23 protein-coding genes and 1 pseudogene are annotated in these 21,839 nt (G+C 72.3%); 16 read left to right on the forward strand and 8 right to left on the reverse strand.

Annotation, left to right across the window (positions count from 1 at the left end; all coding sequences use genetic code 11):
* Positions 1 to 998: alpha/beta hydrolase (locus ABFY07_RS25770; protein WP_346176758.1), on the forward strand; the 998-nt coding region annotated here is incomplete at its 5' end.
* A gap of 118 nt (positions 999 to 1,116) precedes the next feature.
* Here the strand turns inward: ABFY07_RS25770 and katG are convergent.
* Positions 1,117 to 3,333: a catalase/peroxidase HPI gene (gene katG / locus ABFY07_RS25775; protein ID WP_346176759.1), complete on the reverse strand. Its 2,217-nt coding sequence runs from the start codon at positions 3,331 to 3,333 to the stop codon at positions 1,117 to 1,119.
* A 269-nt stretch (positions 3,334 to 3,602) separates the two neighbouring features.
* Here katG and ABFY07_RS25780 point away from each other — a divergent pair, with 269 nt between their 5' ends.
* The 5 genes from ABFY07_RS25780 to ABFY07_RS25800 all read left to right on the forward strand — a co-directional run bounded on the left by ABFY07_RS25780 (position 3,603) and on the right by ABFY07_RS25800 (position 7,308).
* Positions 3,603 to 4,022: a Fur family transcriptional regulator gene (locus ABFY07_RS25780; protein WP_346176760.1), complete on the forward strand. Its 420-nt coding sequence runs from the start codon at positions 3,603 to 3,605 to the stop codon at positions 4,020 to 4,022.
* Between the two features lie 43 nt (positions 4,023 to 4,065).
* On the forward strand, positions 4,066 to 4,665 hold the full coding sequence (locus ABFY07_RS25785; protein ID WP_346176761.1) for a DUF2071 domain-containing protein: 600 nt from the start codon (positions 4,066 to 4,068) through the stop codon (positions 4,663 to 4,665).
* A gap of 9 nt (positions 4,666 to 4,674) precedes the next feature.
* Entirely contained in the window at positions 4,675 to 5,115 is a 441-nt protein-coding gene (locus ABFY07_RS25790; protein WP_346176762.1) for an SRPBCC family protein, read from the forward strand.
* The gene (locus ABFY07_RS25795) at positions 5,112 to 5,777 is read left to right on the forward strand and encodes a hypothetical protein (RefSeq protein WP_346176763.1); all 666 of its coding nucleotides are present in this window, start codon (positions 5,112 to 5,114) and stop codon (positions 5,775 to 5,777) included. The genes ABFY07_RS25790 and ABFY07_RS25795 overlap by 4 nt, the downstream gene beginning before the upstream one ends.
* Before the next feature lie 61 nt (positions 5,778 to 5,838).
* Complete coding sequence (locus ABFY07_RS25800; RefSeq protein WP_346176764.1) at positions 5,839 to 7,308, forward strand: FG-GAP-like repeat-containing protein; 1,470 nt, start codon at positions 5,839 to 5,841, stop codon at positions 7,306 to 7,308.
* 57 nt (positions 7,309 to 7,365) lie between these two features.
* Here the strand turns inward: ABFY07_RS25800 and ABFY07_RS25805 are convergent, their stop codons facing one another.
* Complete coding sequence (locus tag ABFY07_RS25805; protein WP_065967705.1) at positions 7,366 to 7,626, reverse strand: hypothetical protein; 261 nt, start codon at positions 7,624 to 7,626, stop codon at positions 7,366 to 7,368.
* Positions 7,627 to 7,679: 53 nt separating this feature from the next.
* Positions 7,680 to 8,498, reverse strand: coding sequence for a phytanoyl-CoA dioxygenase family protein (locus ABFY07_RS25810; RefSeq protein WP_346176765.1), 819 nt, complete (start codon positions 8,496 to 8,498; stop codon positions 7,680 to 7,682).
* 70 nt (positions 8,499 to 8,568) lie between these two features.
* Between ABFY07_RS25810 and ABFY07_RS25815 the strand changes: the two genes are divergently transcribed.
* Positions 8,569 to 9,354, forward strand: a complete 786-nt coding sequence (locus ABFY07_RS25815) for an AraC family transcriptional regulator (protein ID WP_346176766.1) — start codon at positions 8,569 to 8,571, stop codon at positions 9,352 to 9,354.
* 29 nt (positions 9,355 to 9,383) lie between these two features.
* Here the strand turns inward: ABFY07_RS25815 and ABFY07_RS25820 are convergent, their stop codons facing one another.
* A complete protein-coding gene (locus ABFY07_RS25820; protein ID WP_346176767.1) occupies positions 9,384 to 10,211 on the reverse strand; it encodes an alpha/beta fold hydrolase in 828 nt (275 codons plus the stop codon).
* 78 nt (positions 10,212 to 10,289) lie between these two features.
* On the opposite strand from ABFY07_RS25820, the gene ABFY07_RS25825 reads away from it, so the two are divergent.
* Positions 10,290 to 10,898, forward strand: coding sequence for a helix-turn-helix domain-containing protein (locus tag ABFY07_RS25825; RefSeq protein ID WP_346176768.1), 609 nt, complete (start codon positions 10,290 to 10,292; stop codon positions 10,896 to 10,898).
* A 44-nt stretch (positions 10,899 to 10,942) separates the two neighbouring features.
* Here ABFY07_RS25825 and ABFY07_RS25830 read toward each other — a convergent pair.
* The 3 genes and pseudogenes from ABFY07_RS25830 to ABFY07_RS25840 form a co-directional block, all read right to left on the reverse strand.
* A pseudogene (locus tag ABFY07_RS25830) lies at positions 10,943 to 11,767 on the reverse strand (aldehyde dehydrogenase family protein); the annotation flags it as partial.
* Positions 11,768 to 11,809: 42 nt separating this feature from the next.
* Positions 11,810 to 12,424, reverse strand: coding sequence for an N-acetyltransferase (locus tag ABFY07_RS25835; protein WP_346176769.1), 615 nt, complete (start codon positions 12,422 to 12,424; stop codon positions 11,810 to 11,812).
* Positions 12,425 to 12,438: 14 nt separating this feature from the next.
* Positions 12,439 to 12,834, reverse strand: a complete 396-nt coding sequence (locus tag ABFY07_RS25840) for a hypothetical protein (RefSeq protein ID WP_346176770.1) — start codon at positions 12,832 to 12,834, stop codon at positions 12,439 to 12,441.
* A 694-nt stretch (positions 12,835 to 13,528) separates the two neighbouring features.
* On the opposite strand from ABFY07_RS25840, the gene ABFY07_RS25845 reads away from it, so the two are divergent.
* From ABFY07_RS25845 to ABFY07_RS25865, 5 genes are all read left to right on the forward strand, one after another.
* Complete coding sequence (locus tag ABFY07_RS25845) at positions 13,529 to 14,254, forward strand: LuxR C-terminal-related transcriptional regulator (protein WP_346176771.1); 726 nt, start codon at positions 13,529 to 13,531, stop codon at positions 14,252 to 14,254.
* A 108-nt stretch (positions 14,255 to 14,362) separates the two neighbouring features.
* Positions 14,363 to 14,521, forward strand: coding sequence for a hypothetical protein (locus ABFY07_RS25850; RefSeq protein WP_346176772.1), 159 nt, complete (start codon positions 14,363 to 14,365; stop codon positions 14,519 to 14,521).
* 88 nt (positions 14,522 to 14,609) lie between these two features.
* Positions 14,610 to 15,371 carry a DUF6065 family protein gene (locus ABFY07_RS25855; RefSeq protein WP_346176773.1) on the forward strand — a complete coding sequence of 254 codons (762 nt, stop codon included), beginning with the start codon at positions 14,610 to 14,612 and terminating at the stop codon, positions 15,369 to 15,371.
* 66 nt (positions 15,372 to 15,437) lie between these two features.
* Positions 15,438 to 16,379, forward strand: coding sequence for an AfsR/SARP family transcriptional regulator (locus ABFY07_RS25860; protein WP_346176774.1), 942 nt, complete (start codon positions 15,438 to 15,440; stop codon positions 16,377 to 16,379).
* Positions 16,346 to 16,636, forward strand: coding sequence for a hypothetical protein (locus tag ABFY07_RS25865; RefSeq protein WP_346176775.1), 291 nt, complete (start codon positions 16,346 to 16,348; stop codon positions 16,634 to 16,636). The genes ABFY07_RS25860 and ABFY07_RS25865 overlap by 34 nt, the downstream gene beginning before the upstream one ends.
* Positions 16,637 to 16,733: 97 nt before the next feature.
* Here the strand turns inward: ABFY07_RS25865 and aac(3) are convergent, their stop codons facing one another.
* Positions 16,734 to 17,582 carry an aminoglycoside 3-N-acetyltransferase gene (gene aac(3), locus ABFY07_RS25870; RefSeq protein WP_346176776.1) on the reverse strand — a complete coding sequence of 283 codons (849 nt, stop codon included), beginning with the start codon at positions 17,580 to 17,582 and terminating at the stop codon, positions 16,734 to 16,736.
* A 142-nt stretch (positions 17,583 to 17,724) separates the two neighbouring features.
* On the opposite strand from aac(3), the gene ABFY07_RS25875 reads away from it, so the two are divergent.
* From ABFY07_RS25875 to ABFY07_RS25885, 3 genes are all read left to right on the forward strand, one after another.
* Complete coding sequence (locus tag ABFY07_RS25875; protein ID WP_346176777.1) at positions 17,725 to 18,318, forward strand: hypothetical protein; 594 nt, start codon at positions 17,725 to 17,727, stop codon at positions 18,316 to 18,318.
* A gap of 158 nt (positions 18,319 to 18,476) precedes the next feature.
* Entirely contained in the window at positions 18,477 to 20,198 is a 1,722-nt protein-coding gene (locus tag ABFY07_RS25880; protein ID WP_346176778.1) for an NAD(P)/FAD-dependent oxidoreductase, read from the forward strand.
* Positions 20,195 to 21,652, forward strand: a complete 1,458-nt coding sequence (locus ABFY07_RS25885) for an ATP-binding protein (protein WP_346176779.1) — start codon at positions 20,195 to 20,197, stop codon at positions 21,650 to 21,652. The genes ABFY07_RS25880 and ABFY07_RS25885 overlap by 4 nt, the downstream gene beginning before the upstream one ends.
* Positions 21,653 to 21,839 lie beyond the last annotated feature (187 nt).

The following is a 21,839-nucleotide window of genomic DNA, read 5'->3' on the forward strand; positions in this document are numbered from 1 at the left end:
GCGACGAGGCGAACCGTGTCTGGTTCAACGAGCAGCGGGCGAAGTACCAGACCGAGCTGGACAACCTGCCACCGGAGCCGAAGCCCAAGTACATGGCGGCCGGACGGGTCATGGTGCTCAATCCGGAGTGGCGCGAGTGGGACGGCAAGCGCAAGCACCTGATCGGCTCGCTCGACGGCATGAGGCGCATTCAGCAGCGTTTCGACTCGACGGGAAAGACGGACGCCTTCCCCGATTCGCGGCTTTCCGTCGGCCGGCCGAGGGGCGACGGGCTTCCACCGGCGTATCTGCTGGGTTTCGACGCCGAGAACAACGGGCGCGTCATCATCGCGAACGGCAACCCGGACACGGCCGATCACACCGCCGTGATGGTCGGCGGCACGAAGAGCAGGCTGAGCGGCATCTACACGCCCATGGTCGCGGGCACCAACCTCTGGCAGGCCGCCAGCGCGATGCCGGGCGAGCCCAAGGTGTCCACCATCACCTGGAACGGCTACGACGCTCCGCAGAACCTCTTCCCGGAAGGCGCGCTGAACAGGTACGCCGACCGGGCGGCCGGGGACTTCAACGACTTCCTGTCAGGGCTGCACACCTCCCACGACCCGGCGGCCGAGGACCACCTGTCGGTGCAGGCCCACAGCTACGGTTCCGTGGTGGTGGGCTCGGCCGCCCGCCAGGGCACGCTGGAGGCGTCCGACGTGATGTTCAGCGGCAGCCCCGGTGTCCAGGTGGGGCGGGCCGAGGACCTGGACGTGCCCTCCGGACACGTGTGGAACCAGAAGGCGAAGGACGACCCCGTGCCAAGGCTGGGGGCGCCCACCCATGGCCACCACGAGGGCCTGACGCAGTTCATCACCCCCCACGACCCCGTCTTCGGCGCCAAGCAGATGTCCACGGACACCCACGGGCACGGGAACTACTGGCTGGCCGGTTCGGAGAGCCTGGAGAACCAGGCCAGAGTCGTGGTGGGGCGCTACGACGAGGTCCAGTTGAAGTAGGGCGGCCCCCGCCTGCCTCCCGGGCCGGTGCTGAAGGGGAGGGCGCGGACCGCGAAAACGTCCGGGCCGGCCCGTGGGGGCCGACCCGGACGTCGCCTTCAGGTGGGATCAGGTGAGATCAGACGAGGTCGAACCGGTCGAGGTTCATCACCTTGTCCCACGCCGCGACGAAGTCCTTCACGAACTTCTCGTTCGCGTCGTCGCTCGCGTAGACCTCCGCGAGCGCGCGCAGCTCGGAGTTCGACCCGAAGACCAGGTCGGCGCGGCTGCCGGTCCACTTGACCTCGCCGGTGGCGTCGTCGCGGCCCTCGAAGGTGCTCTGGTCCTCCGAGACCGCCTTCCACGTCGTGCCCAGGTCGAGCAGGTTGACGAAGAAGTCGTTGGTCAGCCGGCCAGGGGTGTCGGTGAGGACGCCCAGCGACGTCTGCTTGTGGTTCGCGCCCAGCACCCGCAGGCCACCGACCAGGACGGTCATCTCGGGGGCGCTGAGGCCCAGCAGGTTCGCCCGGTCGAGCAGCAGGTACTCGGCCGGCAGGCGGTTGCCCTTGCCGAGGTAGTTGCGGAAGCCGTCGGCGGTGGGCTCCAGCGCGGCGAAGGACTCCGCGTCGGTGTGCTCCTCCGTCGCGTCCACGCGGCCCGGCGTGAAGGGCACCTCGATGTCGTAACCGGCGTCCTTGGCGGCCTTCTCCACGGCGGCGGCGCCACCGAGCACGATCAGGTCGGCCAGGGAGACCTTCTTGGCACCGGAGTTGAACTCCTGCTGGATCCCTTCCAGGGTGCGCAGCACCAGCGCCAGCTGGTCGGGGTCGTTGACCTCCCAGCCGCGCTGCGGCTCCAGGCGGATGCGGGCGCCGTTGGCGCCGCCGCGCTTGTCGCTGCCGCGGAAGGTCGAGGCCGACGCCCACGCGGTGGACACCAGCTGCGAGACGGTCAGCCCCGAGTCGAGGAGCTTGGCCTTGAGGGACGCGATGTCCTCGGCGTCGATGACCTCGCCCTCGGCCTCGGGCAGCGGGTCCTGCCACAGCAGGGTCTCCTCCGGTACCTCCGGGCCGAGGTACAGGGACTTCGGGCCCAGGTCGCGGTGGGTCAGCTTGTACCAGGCGCGGGCGAAGGCGTCCGCGAATTCCTCGGGGTTCTCGTAGAAGCGACGCGAGATCTGCTCGTAGACCGGGTCGAAGCGCAGCGCCAGGTCGGTGGTGAGCATCGTCGGGAGCTTCTTCTTCGACGGGTCGTGCGCGTCGGGGATGATCGCCTCGGCGTTCTTCGCCACCCACTGGTGGGCGCCGGCCGGGCTCTTCGTCAGCTCGTACTCGTACTCGAACAGGTTCTTGAAGAAGCCGTTGCTCCACTGGGTCGGCGTGCTGGTCCAGGTGACCTCCAGGCCACTGGTGATCGCGTCGCCGCCCTTGCCGGTGCCGTACGTGCTCGCCCAGCCGAGGCCCTGCGCCTCGATGGGAGCGGCCTCCGGGTCCGGGCCGACGTGGTCGGCCGGGCCCGCGCCGTGGGTCTTGCCGAAGGTGTGGCCACCCGCGATCAGGGCGACCGTCTCCTCGTCGTTCATCGCCATCCGGCGGAACGTCTCACGGATGTCGCGGGCCGCGGCGATCGGGTCCGGGTTGCCGTTCGGGCCCTCCGGATTGACGTAGATGAGGCCCATCTGAACCGCGCCGAGGGGGTTCTCCAGCTCGCGGTCGCCGGTGTAGCGCTCGTCGCCGAGCCAGGTGGTCTCGGGGCCCCAGTAGACGTCCTCCTCGGACTCCCACACGTCCTCGCGGCCGCCGCCGAAGCCGAAGGTCTCGAAGCCCATGGACTCCAGGGCGACGTTGCCGGTGAGGATCAGGAGGTCGGCCCACGAGAGGCTCTGGCCGTACTTCTTCTTGACCGGCCACAGCAGACGGCGGGCCTTGTCGAGGTTGCCGTTGTCCGGCCAGCTGTTGAGCGGGGCGAAACGCTGCTGGCCGGCGCCGGCGCCGCCGCGGCCGTCGCTGATCCGGTAGGTGCCCGCGCTGTGCCAGGCCATCCGGATCATGAGCGGGCCGTAGTGGCCGAAATCGGCGGGCCACCAGTCCTTCGAGTCGGTCAGGACCTCGGCGATGTCCCGCTTCACGGCCGCGAGGTCGAGGCTCTTGAACGCCTCGGCGTAGTCGAAGTCCTCGTCGAGCGGGTTGGCCACGGCCGGGTTCTTGGCGAGGATCTTCAGGTTGAGCCGCTCCGGCCACCACTGGCTGTTTCCGCCGCCCTGAGTCGGGTGCAGCGCGCGCCCGTGCGCGACCGGGCAGCCGCCTCCGCCCTCCGCTTTCGCGTCGGTGACGATTGCTTCATGGTTCTCAGACATGGGAATCCTTCCGGGCCGGGCGGATCGCGGTGCTCGGGAACCGCGGGTGGTGGAACGGGCAGGGCACAGGCCCCCGGGGGTGACCTCGGCCTCGTCGCGGGAAGACTCCTGTCGTGGGGGAGTCGTCCGGTCTCTTGGCTATCGTCGGAACCGATCCTACGATGGACAGAGTCCAAGTCAAGAAGCACGCCAAACCCATACCCAGTCGGAACCCGGACGACCGTTGATAAACTCCGGGTATCCACCCGAGCCTGAATAGGTGAACCGATATGAGTGACCTGCTGGGGCGACTGCGAGGGCGCGGCTGGCGGATGACCTCCCAGCGGCGTGTCGTCGCGGAGGTCCTTGACGGCGACCACGTGCATCTGACGGCCGACGAGGTGCACGCCCGCGCGGCGCGGCGGCTGCCCGAGATCTCCCGCGCGACCGTCTACAACACCCTGGGCGAGCTGGTCTCCCTCGGCGAGGTCACAGAGGTCTCCACCGACGGCCGCGCCAAGCGCTACGACCCCAACGCGCACCACCCGCACCAGCACCTGGTGTGCTCCGGCTGCGGCACCATCCGCGACGTCCACCCCACCGGCAATCCGCTGGCCGACCTCCCGGCGGAGGAGCGGTTCGGCTTCACGGTGTCCGAGGTCGAGGTCACCTACCACGGGCTGTGCCCCTCCTGCGCCCGGGCGGCCTAGACGTGCTGTCCCGGGACGTTGGTGACGGGCGACATGCGCCTTCGTGGTGCCCCCGCCCGGCAGGCCCGGCGCCCTCCTGTCCCGGACGCGTCTGTCCCGCCCCCTGACGTTCCCCGAGACCAATCTGCGCACCTACGTCCGCGGGCCCGGCGGCCGGGACGGGCTGTGGTTCCTGGACATCGAGGCGGGCAGCGCGGCCACGCCGGCGGCACGGGCCGCGGTGGGCGCCCCGTTCCACTGGGCCGACCTGTCGGTCACCTGCCACGGCGGAGTCGTGGGCTATGCCGGCTCCCGGCGCGGCGCCCGGCCGTCGTACCGCCTCGCCGCCCGCCCCGGCGACCCGCTCGCCCCGACGGCGCTCGACCACTGGCTGACCGCGCGGTGGCGCGCCTACACCCGCCGCTTCGGGATCCTGTGGGAGGTCCCCGTGCGCCACGAGCCCTGGCCGCTGGCCTCGGCCACCCTCGAGGAACTGCACGAAACCCTCCTGGAGGCCGTGGGGCTGCCCCGCCCCGCCGGGCCGCCGCTCGTCCACTACTTCCCGGGGGTGCGCCAGGTGGGGTTCGGCGTGCCGCGCCTCCACCGCGGGAATTCCGGGCGCGCCGCCCGCGGCCGCTCCCGTCCGGGCGCCAGGGCTGCGTAGCATCGAGGCGTGGCCCTGGTCCGGATCGAGCGTCCGTCGCCGTTGCCCGCCGAGGAGGCATGGCGACGCCTCACCGCCTGGGAGCGCCACGGGGCGCTGGTGCCCTTCACGACGGTCACGGTGCGGACCGCGCCGCCGACCGGGGTGGGCACGGTCGTGGTGGCCCACACCCGGCTCGGCCGCCTCGGCTTCGACGACCCCATGGAGGTGGTGGCCTGGCAGCCGCCCGAAGGGGACCGCCCGGGACGGTGCCGGCTGGAGAAGCGGGGCACCCAGGTGAGGGGCTGGGCCGCGCTCGAGGTCAGCCCGAGCCCCGGCGGATCCTCCGTCCTGTGGCTCGAGGAGATCCGGCCGCGGTGGCTGCCCCGCGGATTCGACCCGCTGACGCGCGCGGCGGGCCGGGCGGTGTTCGGCCGGGTGGTCACGGGCCTCCTGGGAGAGCCGCCGTGACGGGCGCGCGGCTTCGGTTCGAGGGCTGTATCGCCGGGCTCGGCACCTCGTCCGGCGTCCGCCTGGTGCTGGGGCACTGGGCGCGATCGCCCTTCGGGCCCTTCAGCGACGTGATGATCGAGCGGGTGGACGGGGAGCGCCTGCTGCTGGTGCCCACCGGGGCGATCCGGGACCTCGTCACCTCCCTCTACACCTTCGAAGAGGTGCGGACCGGACCCGTGCGGGTGGACGTGCTCCGGCAGCACTGGTCCGTCACGGCACCGGGGCTCGACCTGCGGTTCACCACGGGCCCGCGCGGCCCGCTCGGCCGGGCGCTGCGCGCCGTACCCGGCCCGCTCGCCGTACGCCCGGCCTGGAGCGCCCTGATCGACCCGGCCGCGCGCCTGCTGTCGGGGGCGCGGACCCGGGGCGAGAGCCGGTCGGGGTGCCGTGAGTGGTACGGGGCCCGGGACCTGCGGCCGATCACCACGGCCGCGGCCGTCTTCGAGGACCGCGACCTCGGCCCGCTCGCCCCGGTCCGGCCGCCCGTGCGGTTCGGCTTCGGTTCCGTCCCCCGTCACCCCGCCGCCGTGCGGGTCACCACGACCGTCGCCATCGCCGCCCACGCGCCAACCGACCCAACCATTCCGCCCCTTCGTTGGTCTCACCCCTCGCACCCCTGACGGCCGCGAGCCGGCGGGTCGGGGGCCGCGAGACGGCGAACCACCGGAAGAGGGAACGGGTATGCGCACACGCTTGCTGTCCATCGGGGCCGTGACGGGCCTGGTCACGGCGGTGGTCACGGGGGTGGCCCTGACGGGGGGCTCGGACGTCGCCGCGGACCCCGGCGCGGCGGGCGGCGACGGCGCCGCCGTGATCCCGGCGGCCGCCGTGGCGGGCCCGGCGGGCAAGGCGGGCGACGTGGACGGCGACGGCTATGACGACCTCGCCGTCGGGGCGCCCGACGCCGCCGTCAAGGGGCACGCCAAGGCCGGTTACGTGGCGCTGACCTTCGGCACCACGAGCGGCATCAAGGTCAGCCGGCACCAGGGGCTCACCCAGTCGCACACCGGCGTCCCGGGCACGCCGGAGGCCGGTGACCGCTTCGGGTCCGCGCTCGCGCTGGGCGACATGGACGGCGACGGCCACGCGGATCTGGTCGTCGGGGCGAGCGGCGAGGCGATCGGCGACGTCAAGGGCGCCGGTTCGGTGACCGTCGTCTTCGGTTCCCCCACCGGCCTGTCGAACAAGGCCATCGCCTTCCACGCGCCGACCGTCACGGCCCGGCAGGGCTTCGGCGGCCGTCTGGCGCTGGGCGACTACAACCACGACGGGCTGCAGGACCTCGCCGTCGTCGACGGCACGAAGGTCGACCTGGTCCTCGGGGCGAAGAACCTGCGGTCCACGCCCACCCCGAAGATCACCCGGCTCTCCCCGCCCGGCGGCGGCGCCGGCACGCGGGGCATCTCCAGCGGCGACGTCAACGGCGACGGCTACGACGACCTCGTCACCGTGGCCTACGTCGACGACCCGGCCGACGAAGGCACCCTCGGCGTGCTGCCGGGCTCCGCGGCAGGCCTGAAGAGCACGCCGCTCGGCCGGAACATCGGCCTGCCCTTCGCCGACTACAAGGCCGTGGTGGGTGACATCAACGCCGACGGCAAGGACGACGTCGTCATCGACACCGGATTCTCCGACGGACCCGACGACTATCTGCTGCGCACCTTCCCCGGCAGCGCGAGCGGCCTCGACGCGGCGGGCGCCGTGGTCTGGGACGGCGGTCCGCACCAGGGCACCGCGGCGCGGCTCGCGGACGTCAACGGCGACGGCCACGCCGACCTGCTCATCGGCGACCCCGGCGCGAACGACGGCGACGGCTTCTCCAACGCCGGGGCGCTGACCGTCGTGCCCGGCGGCGCGAACTGGCTGAACAGTGCGAAGGCGCGGACCCTGTCGCTCGACACCAAGGGCGTCGTCGGCGTCGCCGAGACGGGCGACCTGTTCGGCTCGGCGCTGGCCCCCGGCGACTACAACGGCGACGGGACGGCCGATCTCGCCGTGGGCGCCCGGGGCAAGTGGCGCGGCACCGGCGCGGTCAGCGTGCTGTACGGCGGCGGCGACGGGCCCACCGGCGACGGCTCGATCCTGTTCGGCCCCGACTCGTTCGGCTACGAGGCGGTCAAGGCGTCCTTCGGCGCGGCCCTCGCCGGCTGACCTCTCGCGCGCGGCGCGGGCCCGCCCGCCCCGGCGTGGGTCCGCGCCGGGGACCCCTCAGACGAGCTTCTCGAAGAAGAACTCGTGCTTGAGGAACGAGGTCTCGTGCTCCGCCCCCGGGTACGGGGGGATGAGCTGGGCGGCCTGGAACAGCCGCCAGCCGTCCTCCAGCGCGGCGACCCCCGTGCCGTACGGGGGCTCGTCGCTGTCGCCGGTGGTGGGGCGGGTGCGGCCGGTGCCGTCGTAGCGGGCCCAGCCGACGACCTCGGAGTCGAGGGCGGAGGTGTTCAGGTACAGCACGAGGACCTGCTGCCTCACCTGGCTGTCCCCACTGTGCCGACTGTCCTGGCCGTTCTGAATGTTCCGAGTGGTCACGCGTGGCTCCTCTGCGCGGGCCGGTTGGTGATCCGGGTGGCCCAGTAGTCGAGGTCGAAGTCGGGGTCGGCGGTCAGGACCCGCCAGAGCCTGATGCGGTTGTGGATCTCCAGCCGCCCGGTGGCCCCCTCGTACCACGGGAAGCTCCGCCGCAGCTCCTCGCCCACGGCCGGGCTGTCGAGGTCCGCGGTGTCCCACAGGCGGACCTGGGGCACGGTCGGATTGAAACGGATCTTGTACATGAAGCGGATCCGGTCGCTGTCGTTGCGGCGCCCGCCGTGCCAGATGCCGTGGTGCAGCAGGACGACCGTGCCCGCCGGGCAGGTCAGCCGGGTCTGGCCGCGCAGGTTCTGGTAGCGCCCGGTGTCGGATTCGTTGGTGCGGCGCAGATGGCTGCCGGGGACGATGAGCGTGCCGCCCATCTCGGCGGTGACGTCCTGCGGGTAGTACATGAGCTGTACGTCGAACGCGTCGGGCCGCGGGTCGATGAGGGCGTCGGCGTGCAGCGGCTGGGCGCTGCCCTCACGCGGCTCCCGGGTGTGTACGAAATGGTGGTCGACCGTGGGGTCCGGGCCCACCAGGCTCTCCAGCGCCCCCGCGACGGCGGGGAGTTCGACGAGGCGGCGGGAGAAGGAGCCCTCGGGGTACGCCGCCGGCACGGGGCTGCCGTACGGCACGTCGTCCAGCCCGTCCGCGAAGACGCCGAGCGCCTCGTCGTTCATCTCCTGGGGCACGATCGCGTCGAGCCTCAGGAAGCCGTGTGCCACGAACCGGGCCACCTGGGCGGAGGTCAGAAGGTGTCGTGTGGTTGACATGCGGCAACCATAGGAAGCCTTCCTCGGCCAGTCGTGGGCCGCAATCAGCGACTACTGGTAATTTCCCACCATGACCCGGTCCGTGGAACTGGCCCTCGACCTGCCGCCGCGCGTGGTGAACGCCGGCGTGGGGGTGCACGGGTCGACCGGGCCGCACGAGGTGTTCCGGCTCCCGCGGCTCTGGCAGCTCCATCTGTACAGCTACTCGGGCAGGTTGGAGCTGGGCGGATCCGCGCATTCCATCCGCCCCGGATACGTGAGTCTCGTACCGCCGGACGCGGAGGTGCACTTCCACTACGGCGCGCGGCGCTGTGAGCACCTGTACGCGCACTTCCGGCTGCCCGGCGGCGGGGAGCGGCGGACGGTGCCGGTGGTGCAGGACGCCGGCGCGGACGCGGCGGTGCTCAGCGGGCTGCTGCGGCAGACGGTCGCGGCGACCGCCCAGTCCCCGGCGCGGGCGTCGGCGGAGCTGTGGACGGTGCTGTGGCGCGCCACCGGCCTCGCCGGCGGTGCCGAAGGCCGCTCGGGCTCCGCCCACCCCGCCCTGCGGACGGCCCTGGCCCATATCGAGGAGCACTTGGCCGGGCCCCTGACCGTGCCCCCGATCGCCCGTGCCGCCGGCGTCTCCCACACCCATCTGACCCGGCTGTTCCGCGAGGCCACCGGGCACACGGTCGTCGGCTACATCAGGCGGCGCCGCATGGAGCGGGCCCGGCACCTGCTGGAGGCCTCGACCCTGGCGATCCCGGCGGTCGCGGCGACGGTCGGCATCCCGGACCTCCAGGCGTTCAACAAGGCGTGCCGCAGGGAGTTGGGTGCCTCACCGCGCGCGGTGCGGGCGGCCGCGAGGGGCTGAGGCCCCCCGCGGGCGGGGCGCCGAGCGCCTCAGCCGAGGAACGCGGAGGTGGTGGCCGCGAATCCGGCCGCGTCGTCGAGCCAGGGGTAGTGGCCCGATCCCGGCTGCACGACGAGCGACGCGTCGGGGAACAGCCCCGCGAACTCCGCCACCGACCGGGGCGGGCTGTTCACGTCGTACTCCCCGGCGAGCAGCAGGACCGGGCCCTCGTACGCGGCGAGCGCCCGACGCGTGGCCTGCGGGTCGAAGGCACCCTCGGCGGCGAAGAGGGCGACGGCCTCCTCGTTGTCGGGCCGGCCCGCCGCGTGATGGTCTCGCGCCGCGGCGTCCCACCGGCCGTAGTACAAGGGGGCGATGGCCTCCCAGTCGCCGCCCGTGCCGGCGGTGATCGCCTCCAGGGCGGCGAACACCGCGGGGAACCACGGCTCGTCCTTCCTGAGCCGCGCGACCTCGCGCCGCGTCTCCGCGGTGATCGCGACGCCGACGGCCCGGGTGCCGGGGGCGACCAGGGCGAGCCTGCCGACGTTCGCCGGGTACCGGGCCGCGTACAGCGTCGCGAGGTTCGCGCCGGCGGAGTGGCCGAGCAGGTCGATCCGGGGGAGCCCCAGGTGGACGCGCAGGGCCTCGACATCCTCCACGAGGCGGTCGCAGCGATACGAGGAGGGGTCTTCGGGGACCGCGGAGCGTCCGGTGCCGCGGAGGTCGAGGACGATCAGCCGGCGGTGCGCGGACAGGCCGCCGAGGTCGCCGAGGTAGCGGGAGTCCATGGGGCCGCCGGGGACGCAGACGACCGGGGCGCCGGCCCCGGTCACGCGGTAGGCGAGCCGGGTTCCGTCAGGTGCGCAGAAGGTGGGCATGGGCCTGGATCCTGTCACTCATAACCAGGTTGTACAACCAGGTTATAAAAGAGGGGGACCCGGGTGTATAACCGGGTGGTGACAGATGAGGAGAGCGGGCGGCGGCCCCCGGACGCGCCGACCGAGGAACAGGCCGGGCGGATGTTCGCCGCCATGAACGAGGTCATTCGCGCGGGCGAGGAGATGCGCAAGCTGCGCGCCGAGATGATCCAGGCCCTCGTCCGCGCCGGCTGGACCCAGGAGAAGATCGCCCGGCTCACCGGGATGAGCCAGCCGGCCGTCTCCAAGCAGGTGGCCAAGTACGGGAAGGGCGACCCGCCGCCCCCGACGACGCTCTCCCTCGACCAGCACGACACCCCCTGGCTCGAAGGGCGCCTGTGGGGTCTCGCCGAGGAGATCTCGGAGACCCTCCGCGACACCGCCCACTGCACCCGCTGCGTCAACGCCCTCGCCCGGGGGAGGAAGCGCTTCACCCCTCAGACCGTCGACGAGCTGCGGCGCCTGGTCGAAGAGGACCTGCGGCTGCACCGAGCGCGGCTGCCCGCCGGCTACCGGGCCGCCTACGACACGATCAGCCGCGGTCTCGACCTGCCCGCGAAGGCCACCGCCACCCCCACCGCGTCGGCCTCCGCGCGCCGCGCCCTCGCCCACCGCATCCAGCGGGACCGGCTGCGCGACGGTTCCTGAGCCCTTCTCGACCCGTGGGGGGAGCTGCGGCGCTCCAGGATGGGCTTCTTGCCGTGGGCCACGCACCGCTCCTGGAAGCGCAGGCCCTCCTCGCTGCCGCCGATGTAGAAGATGTCGTCGATGAGCGGGCTCTCGAGCCACCGGTCGAGCGTCTGCCTCGGGTTGGAGCAGACGGCGTTGAGCACCCCGGGAGGCGCCCCGACGTCGTCGAGCAGCGGCGCGACGACCTCGCGCAGCAGCCACATGGTGGACAGCGCGATGGAGCGGGGAGCGCGTACCACGACTGCGTTGCCCGCCATCAGGGCGAGCACGGCGAGGGCGGCGCTGGGCGCGGGGGCGTTCTGCGGCGGGTTGAAGGCGACCACGCCGTCGGGCCGGCGGCGCACGATCAGCCGCCGCCCGGCGTGTTCGAACTCGGTGTGCATCCGCTGCCGGTACCAGCCCAGGCTCTCCTCGCTGTAGACCTGGAACAGACAGCTCAGTTCCCAGCGGGCCAGGCTCACCGGGTGGCCCTCGGCGACCAGCATGGCCAGGAACTCGTCCCGGCGGCGGCCGAGTTCCTCGCGGAACAGCGTGCCCAGCCGCATCCGCCGCTCCAGCGGGGTCGCGGCCCAGCCCGGCGCGGCCGAGGCCGCGGCCTCGGTGGCCAGGTCGATCGCGGCATCGGACGCGATGGCGCAGCGGCCCACCACATACGGGTGGCGCGCGGCCTCCGACTCGGGATTCCGCTCCAGATCCCTCTTCAGGCTGACGCTGGTGAACACGTCCTCCAGCAGCGACTGTGCGCTGACCGTGTACACCCAGCCGTCGCCCTCGACGTCCTTGCCCGCGATGTAGAGCTGATAGCTGTGCAACGGGTTCTCACGCATCAACAGGCCCCTCCGACTCGGCCCCGCCCGGCACCGGCCCGCTCAGCCCTGGGCCCCGGGCGGCGGAATGAACATGGGAATCAGGCCGACCTCGGACTCGGGCAGGGGGATCGGGTCACCGATGCGTTCCATGCCGAGCCGCTCCCAGAGCATGGCGCTCCGCTCGGAGGAGGCCTCGCAGTAGCCGCCGATGTCCAGCGTGAGGGACAGCCGCACCAGCTCGTCGGTGAGGGCGGCCCGCGCTCCCTCCCCCTGCGCCTCCGGGCGGACGGCGGCGAGCGCGATGTGTCCGTGCGGCGGGAGGTCCCGGGGGTAGTGGGTGTCGAGCAGCTCGATGAGGTGCAGACAGCGCTTCTCGGCGGGGCCGGTGGACGCGGCGATGTCGGCGAGGAACGCCTCCTCGTCCTCCGGGGGGACGGGGGTCTTCCGCTCCGAGGGTGAAGGCTCCCACACGATGACGCCGGTGTGGTCCGCGGTGACGATCGCGGTCCCCTCGTGGTCCAGCATGAAGGTCACCCAGGCACGCAGGAAGCCGCGGAGGTAGCGCTCCCGCTCCGGCGTCCCCGGCGGTATCAGCCAGTCGACGACCGGGTCGTCCTCCAGGAACGCCGCGGTAAGAATGTCGACAACCACGTCCACGTCGGTGGACGTCTTCACTTCGTTCACTTTCCTCAATTCCCATCTGGGCTGTGCGGTACCGCCGGAAGCCTGGCCGCGCACTGTTTCCACACGCCGGTCAGCCAGTCGGCGGCGATCCCGATCGGGGCTTCCTGCGCGCTCCCGCCCTTCGGCGGATCTTCATGACGGTCCCGGTGGGCCTCGGCCCGGGCCGGCGGGGCGGGTGGGAAGGCCGGGGCCGGGATCGCTCCGGCCCGCACCATTCCGGTGAAGGCGGTGATGAACTCACGCTGGTCCGAAAGTATGAGCACGGCGCGGTTTCCCCGATTGAAACCGGCGGCGGCAACCCGTCTGCCGATGTCCTCGGCAGCCTCTTTCGGATCGGTGAAGTTGAGAAATTCGGCAGACTCTTCTGATGCGGACGTGAACCCTCGGGCAGTGGACAGCATTCTGCTGAGGACACGAGACAAGCCCACGTAACGGAACCTCCACTGTGCGTGCCACCCAGCAAGGAACCCGTACCCGATAAGTAACTCGGCCTTTCCGCTGGCGTGCGGATGAACGTATCAACGAGGCCAATCGCGAACATACAGCGGCCGGTGTAGCCGTTACTGCACTCTCTGCGGATGCCGGTCATCCACCCCCGACCGTATTCCGCTGGGTCCGTACTCCAGAATGGTGAGCCGTGGGGTGGCGCGCCGCTCGGCCGGTGGAAGGGATCATTCCGAGCTTTTCCGCAGGTGGAAAGGGGGTTGTGGGCCGCTGTCCTGAGCAAGAGCGGTAGCCGGACTTCCTCTTCCTGCTACCGCGCGGAGTGGAAGGCGGCCCCCTGGCGGGCCGGCGGGCCCGGGAGGCTTCCCGCAACCGCCGTCACCCGCGCGGTACGGCCGCAGGCCACAGGCGCAGCTTCGGCCCGGCCGCCGGCGCGCGAACGGGACAAGTGCTCCGATCACGCCGTTCGTCACCTGTTCACCGGGAAAGCCTGACTTCCGCCGAATTACGGGCAACCGATGGCCTTACGCGTAATCGGCGATCTGTCCCGCCGTGTTTTCCTTGCGTGTGACACCGGCGCATGCAAGGATCTTTCCCCGGAGATTACCTCCAGTAATCTCCGCTTTCTGGTGCGGCCCAGAGGAGGCACATTTGATCAGCGGGGGAAACGGTGATGTGGAGACCACATTACTGATCGCGGACGCACATCCCTGGACAAGGCTGGGACTTTCCGCGCTGTTGAACGCGGTACCGGGGCTGCGGGTGGTGGCCCAGGCGGCGGACGGAGAAACGGCTTGCGCGCTGGCCGGGAGCGCCGGGCCGGATATCGTCATCGTCGACGCCGATCTTCCGGATCTCGGTGGGGCGGAGACCATTCAGCGCATCCTGGAGGCCGGCGTGGAGGAAGTGCGGGGCGCGCTCCTCATGGTTTCGGCGGTCGACGACAACGAAATATACGCGGCCCTGCAAACAGGCGCGGGCGGCGTTCTCCTGAAGAACATCCCGCCGGACCAGATGGCCGCGGCCGTCATCTCCGCCGCGCGCGGCAATATGGTCTTCTCACCCGGTGTGATGTCACGGCTGATCGACATCTGCACCCATCGCACCACGCCGCTCGACTACGACGGATCGCGCCTGGCCACGCTCACCATGCGCGAGGCCGAGGTGCTGAAGCTCGTCGCGAAGGGCCATGGGAACGCGACCGTCGCGAAGATCCTCCACATCAGCGAGGCGACCGTGAAGACCCATCTCAACCGGGCCATGGGCAAGCTGGAAATCAGCAGCCGGGCCCAAGCCGTCGCCCTGAGCTATGAGTTCGGCCTGGTCATCCCCCGCCAGCGGGTGGCGGGCACGCCGTCGGCCGCCCACAGCGCCTGAGCGCCCCGGGGCCCGGAGGAAAAAGAAAGTGTTTTCGAAGCGGACCCGAAGTGACGTGCGCCAACATGGTCGGGCAAGCCCTGGTACACCAGCCTAGGAGGATTTGTCATGGGGAACGCGAAGAAGACCGAAAAGGCCCCTGTTTCCGCCCTGGAGACGACTGTTCTGCGGGACGCCCTCGTGGTTCCGGTCCGGATGAGCCTCGGCTGGCCGGCCGCCCGCAGCTCCTCGGAGCTCGTCGACGCGGTGCGTGGCGCCCAGCGCTGACCACGCTCCCCGGACGGGCTTGGACGCCGCGCGGCGTCCAAGGCCGTCCGTGTCCCCCGCGCCCGAGGAAGAAGGCAACACCCGGCTCATGACGCTCTTCTCGTTCCGCTCCTGCTTCGACGGAGTCGTTCCGCCGACGGTGGCCGACCCCGCGGCGCTCGGCACCGCCGCGTTCCGCGCCGTCTCCCACTGCGAACCGTTCCGCGCCGCCTCCGGGTACGGCTGGTACCTCTACCCGCCGCTGGACTGCTTCGTGAAGTGGGACGGGACCTCCTTCCGCTGGCTCGCCGAAGGCTGCCCCGACTGGCTGCCGCTGACCGAGGTGGCGGCCCAGACCATGCTGCGCGTCAGGGACGGCGAGGCGCCCGACGACGACCCCGTGCTCGGCCTCCCCGTCTTCTCCGTCGCCCCCGAACCCGGGCTGCTCCAGGTGTGGACGGGGCTGATCGCACGGACCCCGCCCGAGTGGAGCCTGCTGGTGCGGGGCGTGCCCAACCTGCCGGGCAGCCTGACGTACGAGGTACAGGACGGGCTGATCGAGAGCGGCTGGTGGCACGGACCGCTCGTGGGCAACCTGCGGTTCCGCCGCACCGACGAGGTCGTCCGACTCTCCCGCAGATACCCGCTGTTCGCCGTGCAGCCGGTGCCCTCCGAGGCCTATCAGAGCCGGACGCTGCGTCAACTGGAGTTCGTCCCGGCGGACTCCGGCACCCTGGACGAGACCCGGCAGATGATCGCCGACGCCCTCGCGGTGCGGCGCGACGACCGGCCGGGCGGCTACCGGCGCGAGGTGGCACGCCGGCGGCGCGGCGCCGGTACGCCGGACGCCCCGGCCGACTCCACCCGTTAGCCTTGCCCCCCCCGCCCGCTCCGACGGCGGACCACTCCACCGGAGCATCGAAGACGAGAACGCCAGATGCGCTACCAGCTCCTCGGCCCCGTGACGGCCACCGGCCCCCAGGGGCCGGTGCCGGTGGCCGGCCCCAAACGGCGGGCGGTGCTGGCGGCCCTTCTGCTGAACGCCAACCGGGTGGTGTCCGAGCGGCAGCTGTCCAACCTGGTGTGGGGAAACGACCCGCCGGCCAGCGTGCGCGGACAGATCCAGGTCCACGTCTCGGAGCTGCGCAAGCTGGTCGGCCGCGACACCATCCTCCGGCAGGCGCCCGGCTACCTCATCGTGGTCCGGCCCGGCGAACTCGACCTGCACGCCTTCGACGAGGCCGTGACCCTGGCCCGGGACGAACTCGAGGCCGGACGCGCCGAGTCGGCCGCCGAACGGCTGCGTGCCGTGCTGGACACCTGGCGCGGCCCGGCGCTGGGCGGGGTGACCGAGCCGCTCCGCGCCCTGGAGGGCCCCGCGCTCAACAAGCGCCGGCTCAGCGCCCTGGAGGACTTCTTCGACGCCCGGCTCGCGGCCGGCCGGCACGTCCACACCGTCGGCGAGCTACGGCAGGCGGTCGGCCGTCACCCGTTCCGGGAGCGGCTCCACGTGCAGCTGATGCTGGCGCTGCACCGGTGCGGCCGTACCCCGGAAGCGCTCCAGGTGTACGCGGACACCCGGGCCCGGCTCGCGTCCGAGGTGGGCATCGAGCCGGGCCGGTCGCTCCGCGAGACCCACCTGCGGCTGCTGCGCGACACCACCGAGGGCGCGGCGGCCGACGCGCCCGGGCGCGCCCCGGTCGCCGATGTCCCGGTCGCCCATGTCCCGATCGGCGACGGTCCGGTCGCGGAGGTGCGCGGGCCGCCCGGCTGTACCGGCCGCTGGGGCTCCACCCGGGCCCGGAGGTCACCCCGTGCGTCGCCGCCGGCCTGCTGGGCGAGCCGGTGCGGCGGGCCCGCCCGCTGCTCGCCGAGCTGAGCCGGGCCCACCTGCTCACCGAGGACGCCCCGGGCCGGTACCGCCGCCACGACCTGCTGCGCGCCCACGCCCTCGAGCTGACCCTGGCTTACGACACCGAGGAGGACCGGCGGGCCGCCTTCCAGCGGCTGCTCGCCCACCTCCCGCACACCGCGCACCGGGCGGGGCGCCCGTTCCCCGCCGTGGGGCCGGCCCTCGCGGAACCCGGCCACCCGGCCCTGCCCGCGCCCCGCCGCCCGCCCCCGGTGCCCCGGTGAGGCCGGGCGGGCGGGGCCGTGCCACGGGAAGCCGCCCGCCCCCGACACCGGCAGGGCGTGCGGCGCCGCCGCGGGGCGTCCCGCTGCCGCCGCGCCGCTACCGGCTCAGCTTCTCCTCGAGCCAGGCGGTGGCGTACTCGACGACTCGCGGCGCGTCGAACAGGTGGCTCTCGGCGGCTCCGACCCTGCCGCGCCGGCCGATCCCCGCGGCGAGCATGTCCCGGACGATGACCTCGAACGCGTCCCGCCCCTCGGGCACCACGGCCGAGTAGTCGAAGGCCCCCTCCTCGGAGTCGATGTCGTGGAAGCGACGCCACACCCGGCGGCCCTCCACCAGGAGGGGCTGTTCGTAGTCCACGAACCGCTTGCCGGGGGCCTGGGCGAGCGCCTCGCAGTGGTGCAGCAGCGTCATGGTGTCCAAGGGGGCGCCGAGCATGAGGACCCGGCCGCCGTGGGCCACCAGCCGCGCCAGGGGGCTGTCGGGGCCATGGGGGTCGTCCCACGGGTGGTCGGCCATCAGGTCCGCGGCCGCCGCTCCCAGGGCCGCGAAGCTGACGTCCGGGTGGCGGCTGCGGACGGCCCCGGGCCGGCGGCGCAGCGCCTCGGGGAGGCGGCCGTTGTTGTGATCGGCCTCGCTGAGGTCGGGGTGGTAGGCGGGGTGTTCCGCGCGCACGGCGTCCTGCCAGGCCTGCGGCCAGGTGACGAAGTCGTAGGGCGGCGCGTCGTTCCAGCCGCAGGTCACCATGAGGGTGCCACGCGCGCCCACCACGTCGCCGAGCGCGTCGATGACGGTCTGCGCCCCGCCGGCCACATAGCCGAGGGCGGACATGCGGGTGTGGAACATGACCACGTCGCCCTCGCCGAGGCCGAGCGCGGCCAGGTCACGGCCGAGCCGGCCGCGGGTCACGGGACCGCCGGAGCGCTTCAACAAGTCCATCTCGTCCACGATCGCCGAACCTATCCCCGCACCCCGGTCCCCGGGCAACCGGATTGTCCCCAGCGGTCCGGGGGGTGAGGGCGACGGCGAGGGGCTCAGCGGCGGTGGGCTAATCTGCCCACCCGAGCCAACCCCTGAGAGCCGGAGCACCATGAGCAGCGACCGCGGCACCTTCTCCGAACGCCTGTCCCGCCTCGGAGAGCGGCGCCGGGCCGACTACGCGCCGCTGTTCGACGGCCGGTCCGAGGTCGCGATCGCCAACACCCAGCTCCTGCCCGACCAGGCCGCCCGGCTGGCCACCGCCTACGGCTACCGCTACGCCCGCACCCGGGGCCACAAGTCCGTCCGTGAGCGGGTCTTCGTCCCCGACCCCGACCCGGCGGCGCGGTACGAGGCGCTGCCGCCCGGCACGCCCTGGGAGGTGGCCCAGGCGCACCCGGCGTTCCACGGGCTCAGCGCCCGCGCCGCCCGCAACCACGCAGCGATGATCAAGGGCGAGCGCAAGCCGGCCAAGCTGGTGCCGGTCATGGTGGTGGTGGCGCTGGTCGCCGGCGGGATGGTCGTCCAGGCCCTCACCGGCGACAAGGCGGTGCTGCTGGTCCCCGCCGCGTTCTTCACCCTCCTCGACGTGGCCCTGGCGGCCATGATCCGGGCCGGTTTCCGCAAGCAGCGCCAACTGGAGGCGGAGGCCGAGGGACTGATGCGGCGGTTCCCCCCGCACGGCTTCGCCCCGAGCACGCCGTAGCGCGGCACCCCGGCGGACGATCCTCCGCCACCAGGTTTTTCGTGGCCAAGCGGGATGAGCGGCCATACGATGGGATCACCGGCGCAGGACGTACAGGACGTACACGGACCGGACCGGCGGCGCCAGAGGTGGCGCCGAGCGGCCGGGGTGGGAGACGCATGGCACAGGCCCCAGACACCGCGGCCACCCCAGACACCGCGGCCACCGCGGCCACCGCGGACACCGCGCGGACCGTCATTCTGACCGTGGACGACGACCCGGGAGTGTCCCGTGCCGTGGCCCGTGACCTGCGGCGACGCTACGGCCAGGCCCACCGCGTGGTGCGCTCGGAGTCCGGGGAGTCCGCGCTCGAGGCGCTGCGCGAGCTGAAGCTGCGCGGCGAGGCGGTGGCGGTGATCCTCGCCGACTACCGCATGCCGCGGATGAACGGCATCGAGTTCCTGGAGCAGGCGCTCGACATCTACCCCGGGGCCCGCCGGGTGCTGCTGACCGCGTACGCGGACACCGACGCGGCCATCGACGCCATCAATGTGGTCGACCTCGACCACTATCTGCTCAAGCCCTGGGACCCGCCGGAGGAGAAGCTCTACCCGGTCCTCGACGACCTGCTGGAGACCTGGCGGGCCAGCGAACACCGGCCGGTGCTCATCACCAAGGTCGTCGGACACCGCTGGTCGGCCCGCTCCTCGGACGTACGGGAGTTCCTGGCCCGCAACCAGGTGCCGTACCGCTGGTACTCCTCCGATGAACCGGAAGGCCGGCGGCTGCTCTCCGCGGCGGGCCAGGACGGCCTGCGGCTCCCGCTCGTGGTCACCCCGGACGGCACGGCGCTGGTCGAACCGGAGGACCGGGAGCTGGCCGCCCAGGTGGGTCTGGCGACCACCCCGACGGCCGACTTCTACGACCTCGTCGTGATCGGCGGCGGCCCCGCCGGGCTCGGCGCGGCCGTGTACGGGGCCTCCGAGGGCCTCCGGACGGTCCTGGTGGAGCGCTCGGCGACCGGTGGCCAGGCGGGCCAGAGCTCACGCATCGAGAACTACCTGGGCTTCCCGGACGGCGTGTCCGGGGCGCAGCTCACGGACCGCGCCCGCCGCCAGGCGGCGAAGTTCGGCGCCGAGATCCTCACCGCGCGGGAGGTCACCGGGCTGGAGGTCAACGGCGCGGCGCGCGTGGTGCGGTTCTCGGACGGGTCCGCGATCGCCGCGCACTGCGTGATCCTCGCCACCGGCGTGGCGTACCGGCAGCTCGAGGCGCCCGGCGCGACCGAGCTGACCGGGTGCGGAGTGTTCTACGGCTCCGCGCTGACCGAAGCGGCCTCCTGCCAGAACCACGACGTCTACATCGTCGGTGGCGCCAACTCCGCCGGGCAGGCCGCCATGTACCTGTCCCGGGGCGCCAAGTCGGTCACCCTCGTGGTGCGCGGGGACTCCCTGTCGGCCTCCATGTCGCACTACCTCATCCAGCAGGTCACGGCCGCGCCCACGATCTCGGTGCGCACCAACACCGTGGTGGAGGCCGCCCACGGCACGCACCAGCTGGAGCGGCTGGCCCTGCGCGACACCAAGACCGGACACGTCGAACTCGTCGACGCCCAGTGGATGTTCGTGTTCATCGGCGCGGCCCCGCTGACCGACTGGCTGGAGGGCACGGTGCTCAGGGACTCCCGCGGATTCATCCTGACCGGCCCCGATCTGACCGCCGGCGGGCAGCTCCCGGCCGACTGGACGCTGGACCGGCAGCCGTACCACCTGGAGACGAACGTCCCCGGGGTGTTCGTGGCGGGTGACGCGCGGGCCGAGTCCGCCAAGCGTGTCGCCTCCGCCGTCGGAGAGGGAGCCATGGCGGTCATGCTGGTGCACCGGTATCTGGAGCAGTCGTGAGCGGGCTGCCGTGCAGCCGGGAGGAGATCGGCTCCCTCTTCCTGTTCGAGAAGCTGGCCCCCGAGCAGCTCGAGCGGCTGTGCCGCGAAGGCCGGGTGGAGCGGTTCGAGCCCGGGCCCGTGTACGCCGAGGGCGACCCGGCCACCTGCTTCTACGTGCTGCTCGAGGGGACGCTCGTGCTCTCCCGCCGGGTCGGCTCCCAGGATGTGGAGGTGAACCGGAGCTCCGCCCGGGGGGTCTACGCGGGGGCCTTCCACGCCTATCTGGGCGACCGGGTCCGGCAGGTGTACAACAGCTCCCTGCGCGTGGTCGAGCCCTCGCGGTTCTTCGTGCTGCCCGCCGAGACGTTCTCCCGCATCATGCACGAGTGGTTCCCCATGCCGGTCCACCTGCTGGAGGGGTTCTTCTTCGGCAACAAGGACACCCAGCAGGCCATCGGGCAGCGTGAGCGGCTGCTGGCGCTGGGCTCGCTGTCGGCGGGCCTCACCCACGAGCTGAACAACCCGGCCGCTGCCGCGGTGCGGGCCACCTCGGCGCTCCGGGAGCGGGTCGCGGGAATGCGCCACAAGCTCGGCGCCATCGCGGCCGGCCCGTACCGGCGGGACACCCTGGCGACCCTCGTCGAGATCCAGGAGCGCACGGCCGAGCGCGTCGCCAAGGCCCCCGCCCTGAGCCCGCTGGAGGCCTCGGACCGCGAGGACACGATCTCCGACTGGCTGGACGACCACGGCATCGCGGACGGATGGCGGCTCGCGCCGACGTTCGTCCAGGCCGGCCTCGACACCGACTGGCTGGACCAGGTCGCGGCCGCGGTGGGCGAGGAGACCCTCGAAGGGGCCGTACGGTGGCTGAACTACACCGTCGAGACCGAGCTCCTCATGAACGAGATCGAGGACTCCACCACCCGTGTCTCGGGCCTCGTCCACGCCGCCCGGCAGTACTCGCAACTCGACCGCGCGCCCCACCAGAACGCCGATGTGCACGAACTGCTCGACAGCACCCTGCTGATGCTCTCCGCCAAGATCGGCCCGCGCGTCACCGTGGTCAAGGACTACGACCGCACGCTGCCGAGGATCCCCGCCTACCCGGGGGAACTCAACCAGGTGTGGACCAACCTGATCGACAACGCGGTCTCCGCCATGAACAGCGTGGACGGCCAGTCCACCCTGACCGTGCGCACCGCCCGCGACGGTGACCGGCTGCTCGTCGAGTTCGGCGACACGGGACCCGGCATTCCCGCGGACATCCGCGACCGCGTCTTCGACCCGTTCTTCACCACCAAGCCGGTGGGCGAGGGCACCGGGCTCGGCCTGGACATCTCCTGGCGCATCGTCGTCAACAAGCACCACGGCGACCTGCGCGTCGAGTCGGCGCCGGGGGACACCCGCTTCCAGGTGCGCCTCCCGCTGACCGCACCGGCCGCGGAAGACCAGCCCTCGTCCCTCGACGTGTGACGAGACGACCCGGCATGACGAGACGACCCGGCATGACGAGACGACCCGGCATGACGAGACGACCCGGCATGACGAGACGACCCGGCATGACGAGACGACCCGGCATGACGAGACGACCCGGCATGACGAGACGACCCGGCACGACGAGACGATCTCGCATGCGTACGAGCGCCATGGCCATGTGAAC

Origin of the sequence: Streptomyces sparsogenes subsp. cuspidosporus, from assembly GCF_039532705.1 — a bacterium.
Taxonomy (GTDB): Bacteria; Actinomycetota; Actinomycetes; order Streptomycetales; family Streptomycetaceae; genus Streptomyces; species Streptomyces sparsogenes.